A 17,794-nucleotide genomic window follows, 5' to 3' on the forward strand; every position below is an offset into this window, starting at 1 on the left:
GACATCCGGCAGTTGGAGTATTTCCTGGCAGTCGTCGACAACGGTGGGGTGAACCGGGCGGCGGCAGCGCTGCACGTCGCCCAGCCGTCGCTCTCGCAGGCCGTCAGGAAGCTGGAGAAGGATCTGCGGACCGAGTTGTTCTACCGGGTGGGCAGGGGTCTGGTGCTGGCCCCTGCCGGTGAGGCCCTGGTGGGCCCGGCCCGGCAGATCCTGCGGGACGTGGACTCCGCGTTCCGGGCGGTCCGCGAGGTGCGGGATGTGGAGCGCGGCCGGATCGACATCGCGGCGCTGTCGGACCTCTCGACGGATCCGCTGTCGGTGTGGGCGGCCAGCTTCCGGGTGGAGAACCCGAACGTCAGCCTGCGCGTCGAGGAGCGCGACCGTATCTCCGACGTCATCGCGCTGGTCAAGTCCGGTGCCTGTGAACTCGGTGTGACGATGCTGCCGGTGCCGAGGGAGGAGATGGTGGACGAGTTCCTGATCGCCCAGAGGTTTGTGCTGCTCCTCCCGCCCGGGACGGGGTCCGAGCTGCCCGAGACCGTCCCGCTCGGGTCGATGACGGGCATCCCGCTGGTGATGGGGGAACGCAACACCGCGACCCGGGACTACATCGAGGCCATGCTGCGCGAGAGCGGGGTGGAACCGCGAGTGGCGGTCGAGGTGCCGCAGCGGGGGGCCGTGGTGCCCATGGTTCTCTCCGGTGCAGGCGCGGCGATCGTTTCCCTGCGGGTCGCGATCGAGGCCCGCCAGCGGGGGGCGGAGGTGCGCGAGATCGAACCGCAGCTCCAGCGGCGGATCGGTGTGGTGCACCGGCCCGGGAGGCTCACCGCGGCGGCCTCGGCGTTCCTCGCGAAGACCAACGCGGACCTCGCGTCCTGGGCAGGGGCCGTCGAACGCCGTATGGCGTCGGGGCTGAGCCGGATCGAGGCCACGGGGCACGTCATGTCCGCGGTGGAGAAACGCCAGCTCGACAGGTTCAGAGCACGCTCGCCGATCGCGTGTGAGGAGAGGCGGAGCGACCTCGATTGATAGGCGATTGCAGTCATTCCGGCCGGAGACTGGTCTTTGACGCTGTCGGTCGCCGCGGCGTTTGATGTGGCGCACATCATCACGCGGATGGCACGTGATCGATCCCAGTCACCGGAGGCGCCGATGTCAGCACAGGTCTCATGCTCGATCGTCCGCGAGGTCGCGACGGTGACCCTCGACAACCCGGAGCGCCGGAACGCCGTCTCCGCCCGGCTGCTCCATGAGCTGGAAGACGTCCTCGGACAGCTCGAAGCCAACCGCGACGTACGGGTCGTCGCGCTGACAGGGTCCGGATCGAGTTTCTGCGTCGGTGCCGATCTCGCCGCTCCACCGCAGCTCCGCGTACTCCGGGGCGACTCGATCGAGGCGGACACCGCACGGCTGCGCGCGGCCGGCCATGTGGCCGAGCGTCTCCATCTGATGCCTCAGCTCACCGTGGCCGCGATCAACGGCGCCTGCGCGGGGGCGGGACTGTCACTGGCGCTGGCGGCCGACATCCGGATCGCTTCCGACGACGCCGTCTTCAACACCGCGTTCCTGGCTGCGGGGCTGCCCGGCGACCTCGGCGGAATCTGGTTCCTCACGCGGCTGCTCGGCGCGGCGCGAGCCCGCGAGCTGTTCCTGCTGCCCGGGAAGTTCGACGCGCACCGGGCGGCCGACCTCGGACTGGTGACCGAGGTCTCCACCGCCGCCGAGTTCGGTGAGCTGACGGAACGCGTCACCACCCGCCTGGCGTCAGCCGCCCCGCTCGCTGCCCGGGCCATGAAGCAGAACCTGCTCACCGCGCAGACGATGCCGCTCGGCGACTATCTCGGGGCCGAGACCGACCGTATGGTCCGCTGCTTCCACACCGAGGACGCCCGCGAGGCGGCGGCCGCGTTCCTGGAGCGCCGCGAGCCTGTGTTCGCCGGTCGCTGAACCCTCCCTCCTTCGCCGCGCGCCGGTCACCGCGCACCGACACCGTTTGGAAACCGCCATGAACCCAGCGGTACCCACGTCGTCCCCGAAACCGATGACCTCCCGCCCCGCCGTGAGCCGTCGGGCCTGGATCGTCACGCTCCTTCTGCTCGCCTTCATGCTGCTCAACTTCGCGGACAAGGCCGTGCTCGGCTTCGCGGGCGGGCAGATCAGACAGGATCTGGGCATCACGCCCCAGGAGTTCGGCCTGCTCCAGAGCGCCTTCTTCTGGCTGTTCGCGGCCGGAGCGGTTCTGGTCAGCGCCCTCACCTCCCGGATCAACGTCCGATGGCTGGTCGTGGCACTCATGGTCATCTGGATCCTGACCATGGTCCCGCTGCTCTGGCAGGTCGGCTTCGCCGTGCTCCTCCTGTGCCGGGTCGTACTCGGATTCGCCGAGGGGCCGGCATATGCGCTGGCGACCCATATCGTGCACGCGTGGTTCCCGCCGGAGAAGCGAGGGCTGCCGGCGAGCATCGTCACCTCCGGGGCGTCGATCGGCCCGCTGATCGCGGCGCCCGTGCTGACCTGGGTGATCTTCACCTGGTCCTGGCACGCCGCCTTCGGAGTGCTCATCGTGGCCGGCGCGCTGTGGCTGGTGGCCTGGCTGACCCTGAGCAAGGACGCCCCGGAACAGCACCCGACGGAGTCGGTCGTCAGCGGCCCCGAGGCCGCGGCGGCACCGGAGCAGGCACCGCTTCGTATCCTGCTCACCACCGGCACGGTGGCCGGAATCGGCTTCCTGACGTTCTTCGCCTACTGGTCGACCACGCTCAAGGTCTCCTGGCTGCCCCTCTATCTGAACGAGGGGCTCGGCTACGACGCGATCACCGCCGGCCGCCTCATCACCGTCCCGTACGCGGTCGCCGCGGCGGCCGCCATCGGCGCCGGACTGCTGTCGAACCACCTGATCGCGAGGGGAGTGTCCAGACGTATCACGCGCGGCTATCTGGCCGGCGGACTGGTGGTCGCCTCCGGACTGTCGATGTACCTGTTCACGACGATCGACAGGGGGCCGCTCCAGATGGTGTTCGTGACGATCGCCTTCTCGATGAACTCGGCGGCGTACGCGGTCGCGTTCACGGCGGTCGGCGATGTGGTGCACCCGAAGCAGCGGGGCACGATCCTCGGCTGTCTGGTCGCCTTCTACAGCCTGGCCGGCGTCCTCGCACCGCTTCTGCTCGGCCACTTCGTCGGCCAGGCCGCCGACACGGCCTCCGGGTACGGCCAGGGCTTCGCCCTGACAGGTCTGCTGATGACGGTCGGCGGAGCAGTCGCCATGCTTCTGGTGCGGCCCGAGCGTGACCTGGCCAGAATCCGTACGCGCGTGGGGGCCGAGCTGTGAACGCGCCGCTGGAGGGAGTACGGGTCGTCGACTTCGGGCAGTTCATCGCGGCCCCGGCCGCCACCCAGATCCTGGCCGACCTGGGCGCCGACGTCATCAAGGTGGAGCCGGTCACCGGTGAGGCCGCCCGGCTGATCGGACTGTACGGCGAAGCGATCCTGCGCACCTACAACCGCGACAAGCGGGGCATCGCCCTCGATCTCACCGACCCCCGCGGCCGGCGGATCGCGCACCAGCTCATCGACGGCGCCGACATCGTCGTACAGAATCTGCGCCCCGGTGTGATGGAGCGATTCGGACTCGGTGCCTCCGCGGTGCGGAAGGCGCACCCCGAGGTCGTCTACGCGACAGTGAGCGGGTTCGGTCTGCACGGCCCGTCGAGGAACCGGCCGGGGCTGGACATAGCCGCCCAGGCCGAGAGCGGCATCATGTGGGTCACCGGGGAGGCGGACGGCGAGCCGCAACGGGTCGGATTTCCTGTCGTCGACGCGGCAGCGGCGCATGTACTGGCGCAAGCCGTCCTCGGCGCGTACGTCCGCAGACTCCGCTTCGGGTCGGGCGACGAGGTGGAGGTCTCCCTCCTGGAGGTCGCCGTCCACCTCCAGGGACCCAACTGGGGCGAGTACCTGCTGACCGGGAACCCACCCGTGCGCAGCGGCAACGGTCAGCGGACCGTCGCTCCGGCAGCGGACATCATGCCGACCGAGGACGGCGCGGTCGTGGTCTCCGCCTATTCGGTGCCGCACTTCGAGAAGCTGTGCCGACTGATCGACCGGCCCGATCTCGTACGGGACGAGAGATTCGCGACCAACCAGGCGCGGGTCGCCCACCGCTCCGCGCTGCTCGCCGAGCTGCGCGCCGCGTTCGCCGGACTCACCACCGACGAGGCGATGGACCTGCTCACCCCGAACGGCGTGGTGGCCGGCCGGATCAGCGGCTACGACGAGGTGCGCGAGAACCCGGACGTGCGGGCGAGCGGACTGTTCATCCAGGTGGCGGGCGCCGACGGCGAACAGCACACCGCACTCGGCCCGCCGTGGCGGCTGGGCAGCGTGACCGGGGGCCGCGGCAGGGGCGCCCCCCGACTCGGCCAGCACACCGCGGAACTGCTCGGACAGCTCGGTTACACCGCGCGGGAGATCGCCGATCTCGCTGCCGGGTCCGTCGTCCGCCTCGCCGTCTGACCAACCCCGCCGGCGCGGATCGGCCCGCGCGCCGCATCCCGCGGCGTGTCCACCTCCCAGGAGAGAACCATGCTCAGAGACATCTACACCGAGGACCACGAGGCGTTCCGCGAGACCGTGCGGGAGTTCGTCGGCAAGGAGATCGTGCCGCATCTGGCTGAGTGGGAGGCCGCGGGAATCGTGCCTCGGGCCCTGTTCCGGAAGACCGCCGGCATCGGCGTCAACGGATTGCAGATCCCCGAGGAGTTCGGCGGCGGCGGTATGCGGACCTTCCGCTTCAACGCCGTCGTACTGGAGGAGAACGGGTACGCCGCGGCAACGCTGGGCGGGCTCCAGGTGCATCTGAGCACGGTGCTGCCGTACTTCCTGGAGTACGCCGACGACGAGCAGAAGGCGCGCTGGTTCCCGGGGTTCGCGGACGGCTCCCTGGTCAGCTCCATCGCGATGACCGAACCGGGAACCGGGTCCGACCTGGCCGGCATGGCCACCACAGCGGTGCGAGACGGCGACGACTACATCCTCAACGGGGCGAAGACGTTCATCACCGGCGGCATCAACGCCGACCTCATCGTGGTGGTCGCCCGTACCTCCGACGGCGGAGACGACCGGCGCAAGGGACTGTCACTGCTCGTCGTCGGGTCGGACATGCCCGGATTCAGCCGAGGCCGCAACCTCGACAAGCTGGGACTCAAGGCGCAGGACACCGCGGAGCTGTACTTCGACGACGTCCGGGTGCCCGCCGCGAATGTGCTGGGGGTGGTGGGCGATGCCTTCGCCATGCTCACCGCGAACCTGCCGCAGGAACGGCTGACCGTCGCGATCACCGCGCAGGCGACCGCGACGGCCGCGCTGCGCCTCGCCGTCGACTACGTTCAGAAGCGCACGGTGTTCGGGCAGCGTGTCGCGGACTTCCAGAACACGAAGTTCGTGCTCGCCGAGTGCGCCACCGACCTCGAAGCCGGCCAGGCACTCGTGGATCGCGCCATCGCCGCGCTCGACGCCGACACGCTCACCCCCGCCGATGCCGCGAAGACCAAACTGTTCTGCACCGAGATGCAGGGGCGGGTCATCGACAAGTGTCTCCAACTGCACGGCGGCTACGGCTATATGCGCGAGTACCCGATCGCCCGGCTCTACACCGACGCCCGTGTGTCCCGCATCTTCGGCGGCACCAGCGAGGTCATGAAGAGCGTCGTCTCCAAGTCCCTGGGCCTGTGATGACCGACACCACACCAAGGGAGAACACCTCATGAGAGACGCCGTCATCGTCGAGGCCGTGCGGACGCCGGTCGGCCGACGCGGGGGTGCGCTCCGTCAGGTCCACCCGGTGGATCTGTCCGCCTCGGTGCTGTGTGCGCTGGCCGAGCGCACCGGCATCGACGTATCCGTGGTCGACGATGTCGTCTGGGGCTGCGTCGGTCAGGTCGGCGAGCAGTCGGCCAACATCGGGCGCAACGCCGTCCTCGCCGCCGGGTGGCCCGAGTCCATCCCGGGAACCACGGTGGACCGGCAGTGCGGATCCAGTCAGCAGGCGATCCATTTCGCGGCGGCCACGGTCATCGCCGGTCACGCCGATATCGTGGTCGCCGGTGGCGTCGAGTCGATGACCCGGGTCCCGATGGGGTCGGCGAAGGCCAACGGTCCGGGCGTCCCGTTCGGTGCTCTCGTCTCCGAGCGGTACGACGGCTACGAGTTCAACCAGGGCAAGGGCGCCGAGATCCTCGCCGCCCGCTACGACCTCGGCAGGACGTGGCTCGACGAGTACGGCGTCAGCTCCCACGAGCGAGCCGCCGCGGCCATCGACAGCGGACGGTTCGTCAAGGAGATCGCTCCGGTGGTGCTACCGGACGGATCGACGTTCGACGCCGACGAGGGCATCCGGCGGGACACGAGCGTCGGCAAGCTGGCCGGACTGACGCCTGCCTTCGACCAGGACGGCCGCGTCACCGCGGGCAACTCCTCACAGATCTCGGACGGCTCGGCCGCGGTTCTCGTGACCACGAGCGAGCGGGCCGCGGAACTCGGCCTGGCGCCGCTCGCCCGCGTCCACACCGCCACCGTCGTGGGATCGGATCCGATCGCGATGCTCTCCGGACCGATCCCCGCGACCGCCAGGGCCCTCGCGAAGGCCCGCCTCGGCCTCGATGACATCGGGGTCTTCGAAGTCAACGAGGCGTTCGCCAGCGTCGTCGGGGCCTGGCTCACCGACACCGGGGCGGACCGGGAACGGGTCAACCCCAACGGGGGCGCCATCGCGCTGGGCCACCCCCTGGGCGGCTCCGGCGCCCGGCTGGCCACGACCCTGCTTCACCATATGCGGGCCGAGGGCCTGCGCTACGGACTGCAAACGATGTGCGAGGGCGGCGGCATGGCCAACGCGACGATCTTCGAGAACTGGGAGCTCCGCGGATGACTGACGGTACGAACGGCGGCGGCACCCTGCGCACCCGGTTCACCGAGACCTTCGGAATCACTCACCCCGTGGTGCAGGGCGGGATGCAGTGGGTCGGCCGGGCCGAACTCGCCGCCGCCGTGTCCAACGGCGGCGGGCTGGGCATCCTCACCGCCCTGACCCAGCCCACCCCGGAGGCCCTGGCGCGCGAGATCGAGCGCACACGGGGCCTCACCGACGCACCCTTCGGCGTCAACCTGACGACCCTGCCGACGATCACCCCACCCCCCTACGACGGGTACCGCCGGGTCATCGTCGAGTCCGGTGTGAGGATCGTCGAGACAGCGGGGTCGAACCCCGAGCCGCACCTGCCGCTGTTCCAGGAGCACGGGGTGAAGGTCATCCACAAGTGCACCAGCGTGCGACACGCGCTCAAGGCGCAGTCGTCGGGGGTGGACGCGGTCAGCATCGACGGCTTCGAGTGCGCCGGCCACCCGGGCGAGGACGACATCCCGGGGCTGGTGCTGATCCCGGCCGCCGTGGACCGGCTCACGATACCCGTGCTGGCCTCCGGCGGATTCGCCGACGGCCGGGGACTGGCCGCCGCGCTGGCCCTCGGGGCCGACGGCGTCAACATGGGCACCCGGTTCCTCTGCACGCGGGAGGCTCCGGTGCACGAGGCGGTCAAGAAGGCGATCGTCGCCGGGTCCGAGCGCGATACCAACCTCATTTTCCGGACGCTCCGGAACACCTCCCGGGTGGCCCGCAACGCCGTCAGTGACAAGGTCGTCGCCATTCTCGACGCCGGTGGCACCTTCGACGACATCCGCGAGCTTGTCGCGGGTGTGCGGGGACGGCAGGTCTACGAGAGGGGAGACCTCGACGCGGGCGTCTGGTCGGTCGGGATGGTCCAGGGCCTGATCCACGACATTCCCCCGGCCGGTGACGTGGTCGGCCGTGTCGTCCGCGACGCGATCGACGTGCTCAGTTCGAGGCTCGCCCTCGTCGCCGGGCCGGCCGTCCGCTGAGACGTTCCTGCTCCTGCTACGGCACCTGCTCCCGCTACGGCACGGCTACGGCTACGGCTACGGCTACGGCTACGGCTCAGCGTTTGCCGGCCGTGGCGTGGGCGGCGTCGCGGATCTGGTCGGTGACGATGTCGGGGTGGGACATCATCGCCACATGCGAGGAGTTGATCTCGATCGTGTGCGACTTGGCCCGCCTGGCCTCGAAGCGTTCCAGATCCGGGGCGATGGCCTTGTCGTTCCTCGCGACGATGAACCAGGACGGGATCGTCTTCCACGCGGCCCTGGTCGCGTTCTGCGCGAACCCGGCCTGGGCGACCGGCCGCTGTTCGACCGCCATCACCCGTGTCCGGGACTCGGGCAGGTCGGCGGCGAACACGGCGTGGAACTTGTCGTTCTGGATGTACAGGTCAGTGCCGCTCGTGGCGCCGTCGGTGTACGGGACGGGCCGGATCGCGGGACCGAGGTCGCTGCCGGTGAACTTCGTGGCGAGAGCCGCGGGGTTCTCACCCACGTCCGGCATGAACGCCGAGACGTACACCAGCGCCTTGACGTTGGGGTTCCCCGCGGCGGCCTGGCTGATGACCGCGCCGCCGTAGGAGTGCCCGGCGAGCACGATCGGCCCCTTGACCGACGCGAGGACGGACGCGACGTACGCCGAGTCGCTGAGGACACCGCGAAGCGGGTTCGGCGGGGCGACCACCGGATATCCCCGGTGCTGGAGCCGCTCGACGACGGCGTTCCAGCCGGAGGCGTCCGCGAACGCGCCGTGGACCAGCACCACGGTCGGCTTCACACCCTGCCCGGTGGGTTCGGGGTTGCCGGCGCCGGAGGGATCGCCGCCCGCCGCGGCGGGCCCGGTGGCCAGCAGCGCCGCCGTCAGCGACAGGGACAGGGCGCTCACGCGCACGGTGCCGCGCCGTATGCGAGAGGAGGGTCGCACAGCCATGAGAGGTCTCTCTTCCGTTCGGTGGGAGGCTGTCACCCCGAGCGTTCACCCGAATCCACCCGGCCGCCTGCCCGAACGGGCGGGAGAGTGAACGGGTGCGGGAGTCCGGCGTGCCTTCCACCGTGCTGATCACCGTGTGGGCCAGGGCGAGCGCGTCGCGTTCGCTCATGCCGATGGCGCGCGGCCCGACACCCGGGCGGCGAGGTCCGCCGCCCCCTCCCGGAACACTTTCTCCGCCGCGGCCATGGCGGGGGTGGCGCGGCGCTCGTTGAGGCGGGCCAGCAGGATGCGCCGGGTCGGTGCCGAGGGGGCGAGGGGGATGACGCGTACCCCGGAGCGCAGATTCGTCAGGGCCAGCCGTGGTGCCAGGGCCACGCCGAGACCGATGGCCACGACGGCTTGGGCCTCCTGGTAGTCGTGCGCGTGGAACGTGATACGCGGTTCGAACCCGGCGGCGCGGCAACTGCGCGCGAGCACCCCGGCGACCGGGTGGTTGTCCGCGCGGGTGATCCAGTCCTCGTCGGCCAGTTCCGACAGATTCACCGAGGACCGGTGTGCCAGCGGGTGATCGGCGGAGACGATCAGCGCGGTGGCATCGTCCAGCAGCTCGGTGAGGTGCAGGGCGGGGTCGTCCACCCGGCACCAGTCGTAGTCCCACAACAGCGCGAGCTGGATCTCCCGGCTCTCCAGCATCTCGGTCAGCCCGGCCAGCAGGGCGCTGCGCACGACCAGGCGCACATCCGGATGCGCGCGCCCGAACCGCTGGACGGCGAGGGGGAGCAGCGAGGCGCCCGCCGTCGGGAACGAACCGATGCGCAGCTCTCCGGTGCGCAGTTCGGCGAGATCCTCCAGCTCCGCGCGCACCGCGCTGAGCTGGCTCTCGATGCGTCCGGCGTGCCGGACCACGGCCTGGCCCGCGAGCGTGAGTTCGACCCCTCGCGGGTGCCGCTCCAGCAGCGGTTGCCCGGCCTCCGACTCCAGTTTGGCGATCTGCTGCGAGACCGCGGACGGGGTGTAGGTGAGGGCCTGTGCGGCGGCGGTCAGCGAGCCCCGCCGGGCCACTTCGGCGAGCAACAGCATCCGGCGTACGTCGAGTGTCATGGGTCGTGTCCCTCCGCTGCCGGTGGCGGGCGCCCGGCGGCGCGGCCACGGATGCCGCCGGGGCGCCGGGTACCGGCCCTCGGACCGGACTTAAGCAATGCTTAAACCGCCTATAGATTTCCGAGATTGTCGTAAATCCTGCGAGGGCGCAACCTCGTGCCACGGAACGTTCCGTGACCAGAGAGGGCATCCGTGGTGACGCTGTCAGGGACACTCGTGCGGGGCGGCACGAGTAAATGCTGGATCTTCGACGCGAGGGACCTGGCGGGGCTCGAAGACCACCTCGACGACGTACTGACCTCCGCCTTCGGCGCACCCGACCCCCGGCAGATCGACGGAGTGGGCGGGGCCACATCGACCACGTCGAAGGCCGCGATCGTCCGCCGCTCGGCGCGGCCGGGCATTGATCTGGAGTATCTCTTCGCACAGGTCGGGATCGGCGCGAACGAGGTCGAGTGGGGCAGCAACTGCGGCAACTGCGCGACGGCCGTAGGTCTGCACGCGCTCCAGACGGGGCTGGTGGAGCCATCGGATCCGGTCAGCACGGTCGTGATGCGCAACAGCAACACCGGGGCCGTGCTGTCGGCCGCCGTGCCCACCCCGGGGCGGCGGGTGCCGGAGTTGGGAGAGGCCGTCGTGCCGGGGTCGCTCGCGCCGGGTGTTCCGGTGCGGCTCGGTTTCCTGGACCCGGTCGGCACGGTGTCGGGATCGCTGCTGCCCACCGGCCGCGCCCTGGACCACTTCGACGGAATCGACGCCACGGTGGTGGACGCAGGTGCCCCGGCCGTCCTCGCGCACGCCGGGAGTCTCGGGGCCACCGCGCTGGAGAGCGTCGCCTCCCTGGAGCCGGTGGTGCCCCGGCTGGTCCGGCTGCGCCGGCTCGCCGCCCTGCGGAGCGGGCTGGCCACCGAGGACGGTCCCGTCTCGCACGCCGTGCCCAAGGTGGGCATGGTGGGCCCGCCCCGGACCTACCGGACGGCACTGGGCGAGCGCGTCCGGGCCGAGGACTACGACATCGCGGTGCGGATGCTCTCCATGCACGCACCGCACCCCGCGATCGGCCTCACCTCGGCGGTCGCGGTGGCGGCAGCGGTCGTCACCCCCGGCACACTGCCCGCCGCGCTGGCCGACGGCAGACCGAAACCCGACACCGTACGGCTGGGAACCCCGGCCGGAATCGTGACGGTGGAGGTCGAAGCCGCGTGGGAGGAACAGGGGCGGGAGAGCGCCACGGGCGGGCGGGCGATCCACAAGGTGGTCCTGAACCGGGCCGCTCGCACGATCGCCAAAGCGGACCTTTCTGTTCCGTTCCTCTTGCAGCACAGCGCATCCTGACATTGATTTCCAGACAGCAAGGGAGCTGCCGTGAAGGTAGAGCTGGACAACATCACCCTCAGATACGGTGACGCGGTCGCCGTCGACGAACTCGATGTGACCGTCGAGGACGGCGAGTCGCTGGTCCTGCTCGGCAAGTCGGGCTGTGGCAAGACCTCGACCATGCGGTGTGTGGCCGGACTGGAGACGCCCGCCGCCGGACGTATCACCATCGGCGGCACGGTCGTCTTCGACAGCGCCCGCGGCATCAACCTTCCGCCCAACAAACGTAACGTCGGGATGGTCTTCCAGTCGTACGCCGTCTGGCCGCACCGCACGATCTTCGAGAACGTCGCCTTTCCGCTCAAGCAGCAGAAGCTGTCCCGGGCCGAGATCCGGAGCCGGGTCGCCGAGACGCTGGAACTGGTCGGGCTCGCCGAGTTCGCGGAGCGCGGGGCGAGCCTGCTGAGCGGCGGGCAGATGCAGCGCGTCGCCCTGGCCCGCAGTCTGGTCATGCGCCCGAGCGTGCTGCTGCTCGACGAGCCGCTGTCCAACCTCGACGCCCGGCTCCGCGACCGGCTGCGCGTCGAACTGCGGGAGATCCAGCAGCGGCTGGACCTGACCTGTGTCTATGTGACCCACGACCAGTCGGAGGCGCTGGCGCTCGCCGACCGGATCGCCCTGATGCAGGGCGGCCGGATCGTGCAGATCGACCGGCCGGAACGCATCTACACCGAGCCGTCGTCCGCCTCCATCGCGGACTTCCTCGGTGTCACCAACATCTTCCCCTGTACCCCCTCGGGCCCCGGCGACGGCCCCGGCCCGTCCGGTGAGGAGGCCGGGACCAGCGACCACCCGCTGTACGACCTCACCGGCCACGAGGTGCGCGTACGGGCGGCCGGGGCGGCCTCCGGCATGACGGCCCCCCGGCTCTGCATCCGCCCGGAGGATCTGCTGGTCTCCCCCGGCCCCCCGGCCGGGCGGGACAACGCCTGGGCGGGACGGGTCGAAGTGGTCAGCTTCCAGGGCGCCCACATCCGCTACCGGATCGCGCTCGCGGGCGGCCCCGAGGTGGAGGCCGTCGTGGGGCGGAGCCGCGGGAACCTGCTCGCCACCGGCTCGGATGTCTGGGTCTGCGCCGACCCCTCGGCCGTCCAGGTGCTGCCACTGGAGGTGTCGGCATGACCGCCACCGCCCCGCCCGCGGCACCCACGGAGACCGCCGCACCCACCGTGCCCGCCGGGCCCGGCCGGGCGCCCGCGCTCACCACGGCCGTGAACCGCGTACGCCGCGTCCTGCCCACCGGTGTCCTGCTCGCCGTTCTCGGCGTCCTCGTGGTCCTGCCGATGCTGTTCATCCTGCTCGCCGCGTTCAGCGACTCCGTCCCCCGGCCCGGCGACATCGGTCTCGACTCGCTGTCGCTCGCCAACTTCTCCGTCCTGGGCTCGACGCAGGCGCTCACGGCCCTCGGCAACTCCGTCCTGGTCGCCGGCTGTGCCTCGGTGCTCGCCCTGCTGATCGGCTGCGGTCTCGCGTTCATCACGGCCCGCACCGACGCCCCGGCGCGGCGGTTCCTCTACTTCACCGGCATCGCGCCGATGTTCCTGCCCTCGCTCGTCGGCGCCCTCGCCTGGTCCCTGCTCGGCAGCCCGGCGACCGGATTCCTCAATCTCGTCCTGAAGTCCGTGGGGCTGGACCTCACCATCAACATCTACAGCACCGGGGGCCTCGTCATGGTCCTCGCCCTCTACTACGCGCCGTACGCGTTCCTGCTCGTGCACAGCGCGCTCTCGCTCATGAACCCCGATCTGGAGGAGGCGTCCTTCGTCCACGGCGGAACGCTGCGGCGCACGATGCGCTGGGTGACCTTCCCGCTGGCGCTGCCGGCGATCCTCGGGTCCGGGGTGCTGATCTTCGCACTGACCATGGAGAACTTCCCCGTGGCCCAGGTGATCGGCAATCCCGCGCAGGTGGAGACGCTGCCCAGCTTCATCTACCGTCTGATGAACGCCTCGCCCTCCCGAGGCAACGAGGCCGCCGCGGTCGCGATCGTCCTGACCCTGGTGCTGCTGGTGGTCACGGCGCTCCAGCAGCGGGCGGTCATGCGGCGGAAGTTCACCACCGTCACCGGCAAGGGCGTCAAGGCCAAGCAGATCCCCCTGGGCCGGTGGCGGCTGCCCGCCTTCGGCTTCGCCCTGCTGTACTTCCTGCTCGCCGTGGTCCTCCCGGTGGGCGCCCTGCTCATCGCGGCCCTCCAGACCTCCCCGTATGTCGCGAGCCTCGGCCAGCTCACCGAGGGCGGCGCCCTGTCCTTCTGGACCCTGGGCGAGACACTGCGGTCCGACGACTTCGTCCAGGCGGCCCGCAACAGCGCGATGACGGCCGTCATCGCCGGAGTCGCCGGCACGGCGCTGAGCTTCTGCCTCGGCTACTGCGTCTACCGCAGCAAGTCGACGGGCCGGCGGGTGCTGGAGTACTTCGCCATGGCACCGCTCGCCGTCCCGGCCATCGTGCTCGGCCTCGGTCTGCTGTGGACCTGGCTGGTGCTGCCGGTACCGGTGTACGGAACGGTCGCCGTGCTGGTGATCGCCTTCGTCGCCGTCTTCCTGCCGCAGGGGTACCGGGGCGTCACCTCCTCGATCCTCCAGGTCGACAAGGACCTGGAGGACAGCGCGGTCGTCCTCGGCTCCCGCCGCACCAAGGCCGTGTCGTATGTGACGCTGCCGCTCATGCGGGTCGGCCTGGTCTCCACCCTGCTGTTGCTGCTGATGCTCTGTATGCGGGAACTGTCGGCCGCGCTCCTCCTCTTCACCTCCGACACCCGGCTGCTGTCCATCCTGATCTTCGACAACTACGACAACGGCGCGATGCAGGGGGCGGCCTCGGTAAGCCTGCTCTACTGCGGCGTCATCCTCGTGATCACTCTGCTCGCCAAGTCCCTCGGGGCGAAGACCGTGGACGGTGCCCGATGAAGCGCTCGACGACCGTATCGGCCGCGCTCGGCGCCTGCGCCGCCCTCCTGGCCGCGGGATGCGCCAAGCCCGAGACGGCCGAAGTGGTCGACCTGGCCGCCAGGGTCTCGACCTCCGACGGCCTGGTCGTGGACGGTGAACGCGTCGTCGACGCGAAGCTCCTGGCCGCCGCCCGCAAGGAGAAGACACTGTCGCTGTACAGCGGCTATGTGGAGAACAGCGAGAGACAGGTCATCAAGGCATTCGAACACGACACCGGCATCACGGTGAAGCTGGTGCGCCTGGTGCCCAACCGGCTCTCCGAACGGGTCCTGAGCGAGCAGGGCGCGGGGAAGCTGGGCGCCGATGTGGTCCGCACCTCGGACTACGACATCGCCGACCGGATGAACGAAGCGGGCGTCTTCCGGTCGTACAGGGTCGGCCAGTACGACCGGCTCGACGACACCGTCCGGTACGAGTCGGGTCGCTTCTACCGGGTCTTCGACCCGCTGTACACCTTCGCCTACAACACCGCCCTGGTCGATCGCGAGGACGCGCCGAAATCCTGGAAGGACCTGACCGACTCCCGCTGGAAGGGCAAGCTCGGCATCACCCAGGTCGGGGCGGGCGGCAGTTCCCTCACCCTCACCCGGTTCCAGGAGGAGCGGCTCGGCCCCGCCTATCTGCCCGCGCTGGCCCGGCAGGAGCCGCGGATCTTCGACTCCTCCAGCGCCGCCCTGGAGAGCCTGGCGCGCGGCGAGATCCCCGTCGCCACCGCCGTCGTCAGCAGTGTGAACATCGCCGCCGGGAAGAACGCCCCGGTGAACTATGTCGTCCCCGAAGAGGGCATGGCCGCGTACGACTACTACGTGGGGATGACGGGCTCGGCACGGCATCCGAACGCCGCCCGGCTCTTTCTGGAATGGAATCTCTCCAAGCGCGGGCAGGACGTGTTCCGCCAGATCGGAGAGTTCCCCGCGCGCGGCGATGTCGAGCCGCCGACCGTCCTGGACAGACGGCTGCCCACCATGCAGAGCGGCCGGATCGTCCGGGTCCATCCCCAGCGGCTGATCGAGCACTCGGCCGGCGACCAGCGCCGCTGGAACAAGCTGTTCGGCTACATCGGCTGACGGGAAACGGCGAACTCGGCGGAGGGCGGCGGATTCCCGGTACCGGGGCGCCCTTCGGCCGGCTCGCCGGGTACGCTTCCGCTCCACGCGGTCGCGGGCAGCGGCGTGACCCGGCCCGTGTCCAGTCCGGGGAGGCACCCGGGTCGGAGAGGAAGCGTTCCTTGGGGACGTCGGGTTCGCCCCGGTGGGACCAGTACGAGCCCCGGACGAAATCTGCGGAACTGTACTTCGGGGGTACGGGGACATGGCGAGGTCTGCCGGTGCGGTCCTCGTCGCGCCGGCGGGACCAGACCTCTTCCCACTGGGCGCGCTTGCGGAGACCGGCGGGCTTGTAGCGGAGGCCGGTCGGCCGTCGCGGGGTCAGCCGGTCGGCCGGACCCCGCCCGGTCCGCCTTGGAGCCTGCCGTGCCGGTACAGCCCGGCGATATCGGTCTCCAGGGCGTCGCGGATGTCCTTGCCCGCCCGCCGCCAGCCGAAGAACTCACAGGTCTGCTTGATCAACTCGATGTGCGACATACCGGGGCATTCCACGGCCAGTTCATACAGGGCGAGCTGTCGCTCGGCCGGGGCGACATGGGTGACCTTGCGGGGCGGGGTCTCGCCCTCGGGCCGGCGGGCCCTCAGATCGGCTGTGCGGGCGGCCCGGTCGTAGAAGTCGCCGTCGGACGAGACGTCCCCCGAGCGGACAAGATCGGCGACGACGGTCCGGACGTTGTCGCGGATACGGTTCCCGGCGCGGCCGACACCCCACGCCTCCCGCGCCCGCTGGACGAGCAGGTCCCCGTGGATCGGGCCCTCCGCCTCGATGATCCTGGCCAGGGCGTCCCGCAGCGCGGGCCTGACCTCGGCCGTATGCAGCTCATGGCGTGAGCCGAGGCCGACGGGGGCGGGCCGATAGGGGGCGCTCCAGGCGCGGTCCGATTCGGGGGCGACGGGGACGCGGTCATGGGTGAGCTGGACCGGCTCGATCTCGACCACGGGGAGGACGGGGGCGGCGAGGGGTTCGGTCGGGGCCGCGCCGAGGGGGCCCTGGGCGATCGCGTGCTCGACGGCGTCCTTGAGGCGCAGCTCGGCGGCTGCCCGGCCCCGGTACCAGTCGGTGCCCCAGATACGGTGCAGCCGCCAGCCGAGGCCGCCCAGGACCTGTTCCCGGAGCCGGTCGCGGTCGCGGGCCGTCCGGGACGAGTGGTACATCGCGCCGTCGCACTCGATGCCGAGGGCGTACGCGCCGGGCAGCTCGGGGTGGCGCAGACCGAGGTCGATCCGGTAACCGGCGACGCCGACCTGCGGCTGGACGTCGTATCCCCAGCCCTCCAGGACGGCGAGGACGGACTCCTCGAAGGGGCTCTCGGGCCCGGCGTCGGACTGGATCGGTTCGCGGGCGAGGACGGCGGGGCCGTTCTCGGCGTACTCCAGATAGCGCTTCAGATGCTGGATGCTCCTGTTGGCGCTGTCGGCGAGGGCGGTGCCCCGGAAGGAGGCGACGACCTCCATCCGGTGCCGGGCGCGGGTGACGGCCACATTGAGGCGGCGCCAGCCGTCCTCCACCCTGCTGACCGGGCCGAAGTTCAGGGGGAACCTGCCGTGCTCGTCGGGGCCGTAGCCCACGGACATGATCATCACATCGCGCTCGTCGCCCTGGACCGATTCGAGATTCTTGACGAAGAACCCGTCGAGCCGGCTGTCGGTGAAACAGTGATCGAGGTCGGGGCGCCCGATCCGGGCCTGCTGCACGGCCTGGTCGATGGCGGACGCCTGGGCCTGGGACAGGGCGACGACGCCGAGGGTGCGGCCGGGGCGGGTGTCGAAGTGGTGGAGGACCCGCCGGGCGACGAAGTCCGCCTCGGCGCGGTTGTCCTTCCGGCCGCCCCGGTCGTAGAGGCCGCCGGCCTGGAAGAAGGCGACCCCGACATCGTCGCCCCGGTCGAGCGCGCCGGGGAAGGTGACCATCGAGTTCCCGTAGAACGCGCGGTTGCTGAAGGTGATCAGGTTCTCGTGGCGGCTGCGGTAGTGCCAGCGCAGCGGCAGCTCCCGCATCGCCCCCGCCTTGCAGGCGTCGAGCAGCGACCTGAAGGAGTCGGGGACGTCCTCGTCGTACTCGGCCTCGGCCTCGGCTTCGTTGTCCGCCGTGGAGGCGAAGAACGAGGTCGGCGGGAGCTGGTTGGCGTCTCCGGCGACGACGAGTGAGGTGCCCCGGTAGATGCAGTTGATCGCGTCGCCGGGGCGGACCTGGGACGCCTCATCGAAGACGACGACGTCGAAGTGGTAGTCGGCGGGCAGCAGTTGGCTGACCGTGAGCGGGCTCATCATGAAGCACGGCTTGATCGAGCGGACGACGTCCCGGGTGCGGTCGAGCAGTTCACGCACCGGCAGATGGCGGGTCTTCTTCTCCGCCTCACGGGTGATCACGGCGCCGC

General features: G+C 70.5%; 14 protein-coding genes and 1 pseudogene. 11 read left to right on the forward strand and 4 right to left on the reverse strand.

The window, feature by feature from the left end; translation table 11 throughout:
- The 7 genes from ACWF94_RS11340 to ACWF94_RS11370 form a co-directional block, all read left to right on the forward strand.
- A partial coding sequence (locus ACWF94_RS11340) for a LysR family transcriptional regulator (RefSeq protein ID WP_453487070.1) occupies window positions 1-1,029 on the forward strand: 1,029 nt, incomplete at its 5' end.
- A 123-nt stretch (window positions 1,030-1,152) separates the two neighbouring features.
- A complete protein-coding gene (locus ACWF94_RS11345; protein ID WP_453487072.1) occupies window positions 1,153-1,947 on the forward strand; it encodes an enoyl-CoA hydratase/isomerase family protein in 795 nt (264 codons plus the stop codon).
- A 58-nt stretch (window positions 1,948-2,005) separates the two neighbouring features.
- Entirely contained in the window at window positions 2,006-3,331 is a 1,326-nt protein-coding gene (locus ACWF94_RS11350; protein WP_453487074.1) for an MFS transporter, read from the forward strand.
- Entirely contained in the window at window positions 3,328-4,515 is a 1,188-nt protein-coding gene (locus ACWF94_RS11355) for a CaiB/BaiF CoA transferase family protein (RefSeq protein ID WP_453487076.1), read from the forward strand. Before ACWF94_RS11350 ends, ACWF94_RS11355 begins: the two co-directional genes overlap by 4 nt.
- Window positions 4,516-4,584: 69 nt before the next feature.
- The gene (locus ACWF94_RS11360) at window positions 4,585-5,733 is read left to right on the forward strand and encodes an acyl-CoA dehydrogenase family protein (protein ID WP_453487078.1); all 1,149 of its coding nucleotides are present in this window, start codon (window positions 4,585-4,587) and stop codon (window positions 5,731-5,733) included.
- A gap of 31 nt (window positions 5,734-5,764) precedes the next feature.
- Window positions 5,765-6,928: a thiolase family protein gene (locus ACWF94_RS11365; RefSeq protein ID WP_453487080.1), complete on the forward strand. Its 1,164-nt coding sequence runs from the start codon at window positions 5,765-5,767 to the stop codon at window positions 6,926-6,928.
- Window positions 6,925-7,935: an NAD(P)H-dependent flavin oxidoreductase gene (locus ACWF94_RS11370; RefSeq protein WP_453487082.1), complete on the forward strand. Its 1,011-nt coding sequence runs from the start codon at window positions 6,925-6,927 to the stop codon at window positions 7,933-7,935. The genes ACWF94_RS11365 and ACWF94_RS11370 overlap by 4 nt, the downstream gene beginning before the upstream one ends.
- Before the next feature lie 76 nt (window positions 7,936-8,011).
- Here the strand turns inward: ACWF94_RS11370 and ACWF94_RS11375 are convergent, their stop codons facing one another.
- Both ACWF94_RS11375 and ACWF94_RS11380 read right to left on the reverse strand, forming a co-directional pair.
- Window positions 8,012-8,881 carry an alpha/beta fold hydrolase gene (locus ACWF94_RS11375; RefSeq protein ID WP_453487084.1) on the reverse strand — a complete coding sequence of 290 codons (870 nt, stop codon included), beginning with the start codon at window positions 8,879-8,881 and terminating at the stop codon, window positions 8,012-8,014.
- 165 nt (window positions 8,882-9,046) lie between these two features.
- A complete protein-coding gene (locus tag ACWF94_RS11380; protein WP_453487085.1) occupies window positions 9,047-9,982 on the reverse strand; it encodes a LysR family transcriptional regulator in 936 nt (311 codons plus the stop codon).
- A gap of 192 nt (window positions 9,983-10,174) precedes the next feature.
- On the opposite strand from ACWF94_RS11380, the gene ACWF94_RS11385 reads away from it, so the two are divergent.
- Genes ACWF94_RS11385 through ACWF94_RS11400 form a run of 4 tightly spaced genes read left to right on the forward strand, consistent with a single transcriptional unit; the run spans window position 10,175 to window position 15,377 of the window.
- Complete coding sequence (locus tag ACWF94_RS11385) at window positions 10,175-11,317, forward strand: PrpF domain-containing protein (protein ID WP_453487087.1); 1,143 nt, start codon at window positions 10,175-10,177, stop codon at window positions 11,315-11,317.
- Window positions 11,318-11,347: 30 nt separating this feature from the next.
- Complete coding sequence (locus ACWF94_RS11390) at window positions 11,348-12,481, forward strand: ABC transporter ATP-binding protein (protein WP_453487089.1); 1,134 nt, start codon at window positions 11,348-11,350, stop codon at window positions 12,479-12,481.
- Window positions 12,478-14,268, forward strand: coding sequence for an ABC transporter permease (locus ACWF94_RS11395; protein ID WP_453487091.1), 1,791 nt, complete (start codon window positions 12,478-12,480; stop codon window positions 14,266-14,268). Before ACWF94_RS11390 ends, ACWF94_RS11395 begins: the two co-directional genes overlap by 4 nt.
- Complete coding sequence (locus ACWF94_RS11400) at window positions 14,265-15,377, forward strand: ABC transporter substrate-binding protein (RefSeq protein WP_453487093.1); 1,113 nt, start codon at window positions 14,265-14,267, stop codon at window positions 15,375-15,377. Before ACWF94_RS11395 ends, ACWF94_RS11400 begins: the two co-directional genes overlap by 4 nt.
- A gap of 136 nt (window positions 15,378-15,513) precedes the next feature.
- Here the strand turns inward: ACWF94_RS11400 and ACWF94_RS11405 are convergent.
- A pseudogene (locus ACWF94_RS11405) lies at window positions 15,514-15,849 on the reverse strand (DUF7008 domain-containing protein); the annotation flags it as partial.
- Window positions 15,738-17,794: DUF3320 domain-containing protein (locus ACWF94_RS11410; RefSeq protein ID WP_453487094.1), on the reverse strand; the 2,057-nt coding region annotated here is incomplete at its 5' end. The gene ACWF94_RS11410 and the pseudogene ACWF94_RS11405, both read right to left, overlap by 112 nt.

The sequence above is a fragment of the Streptomyces sp. NPDC055078 genome, from assembly GCF_053607985.1.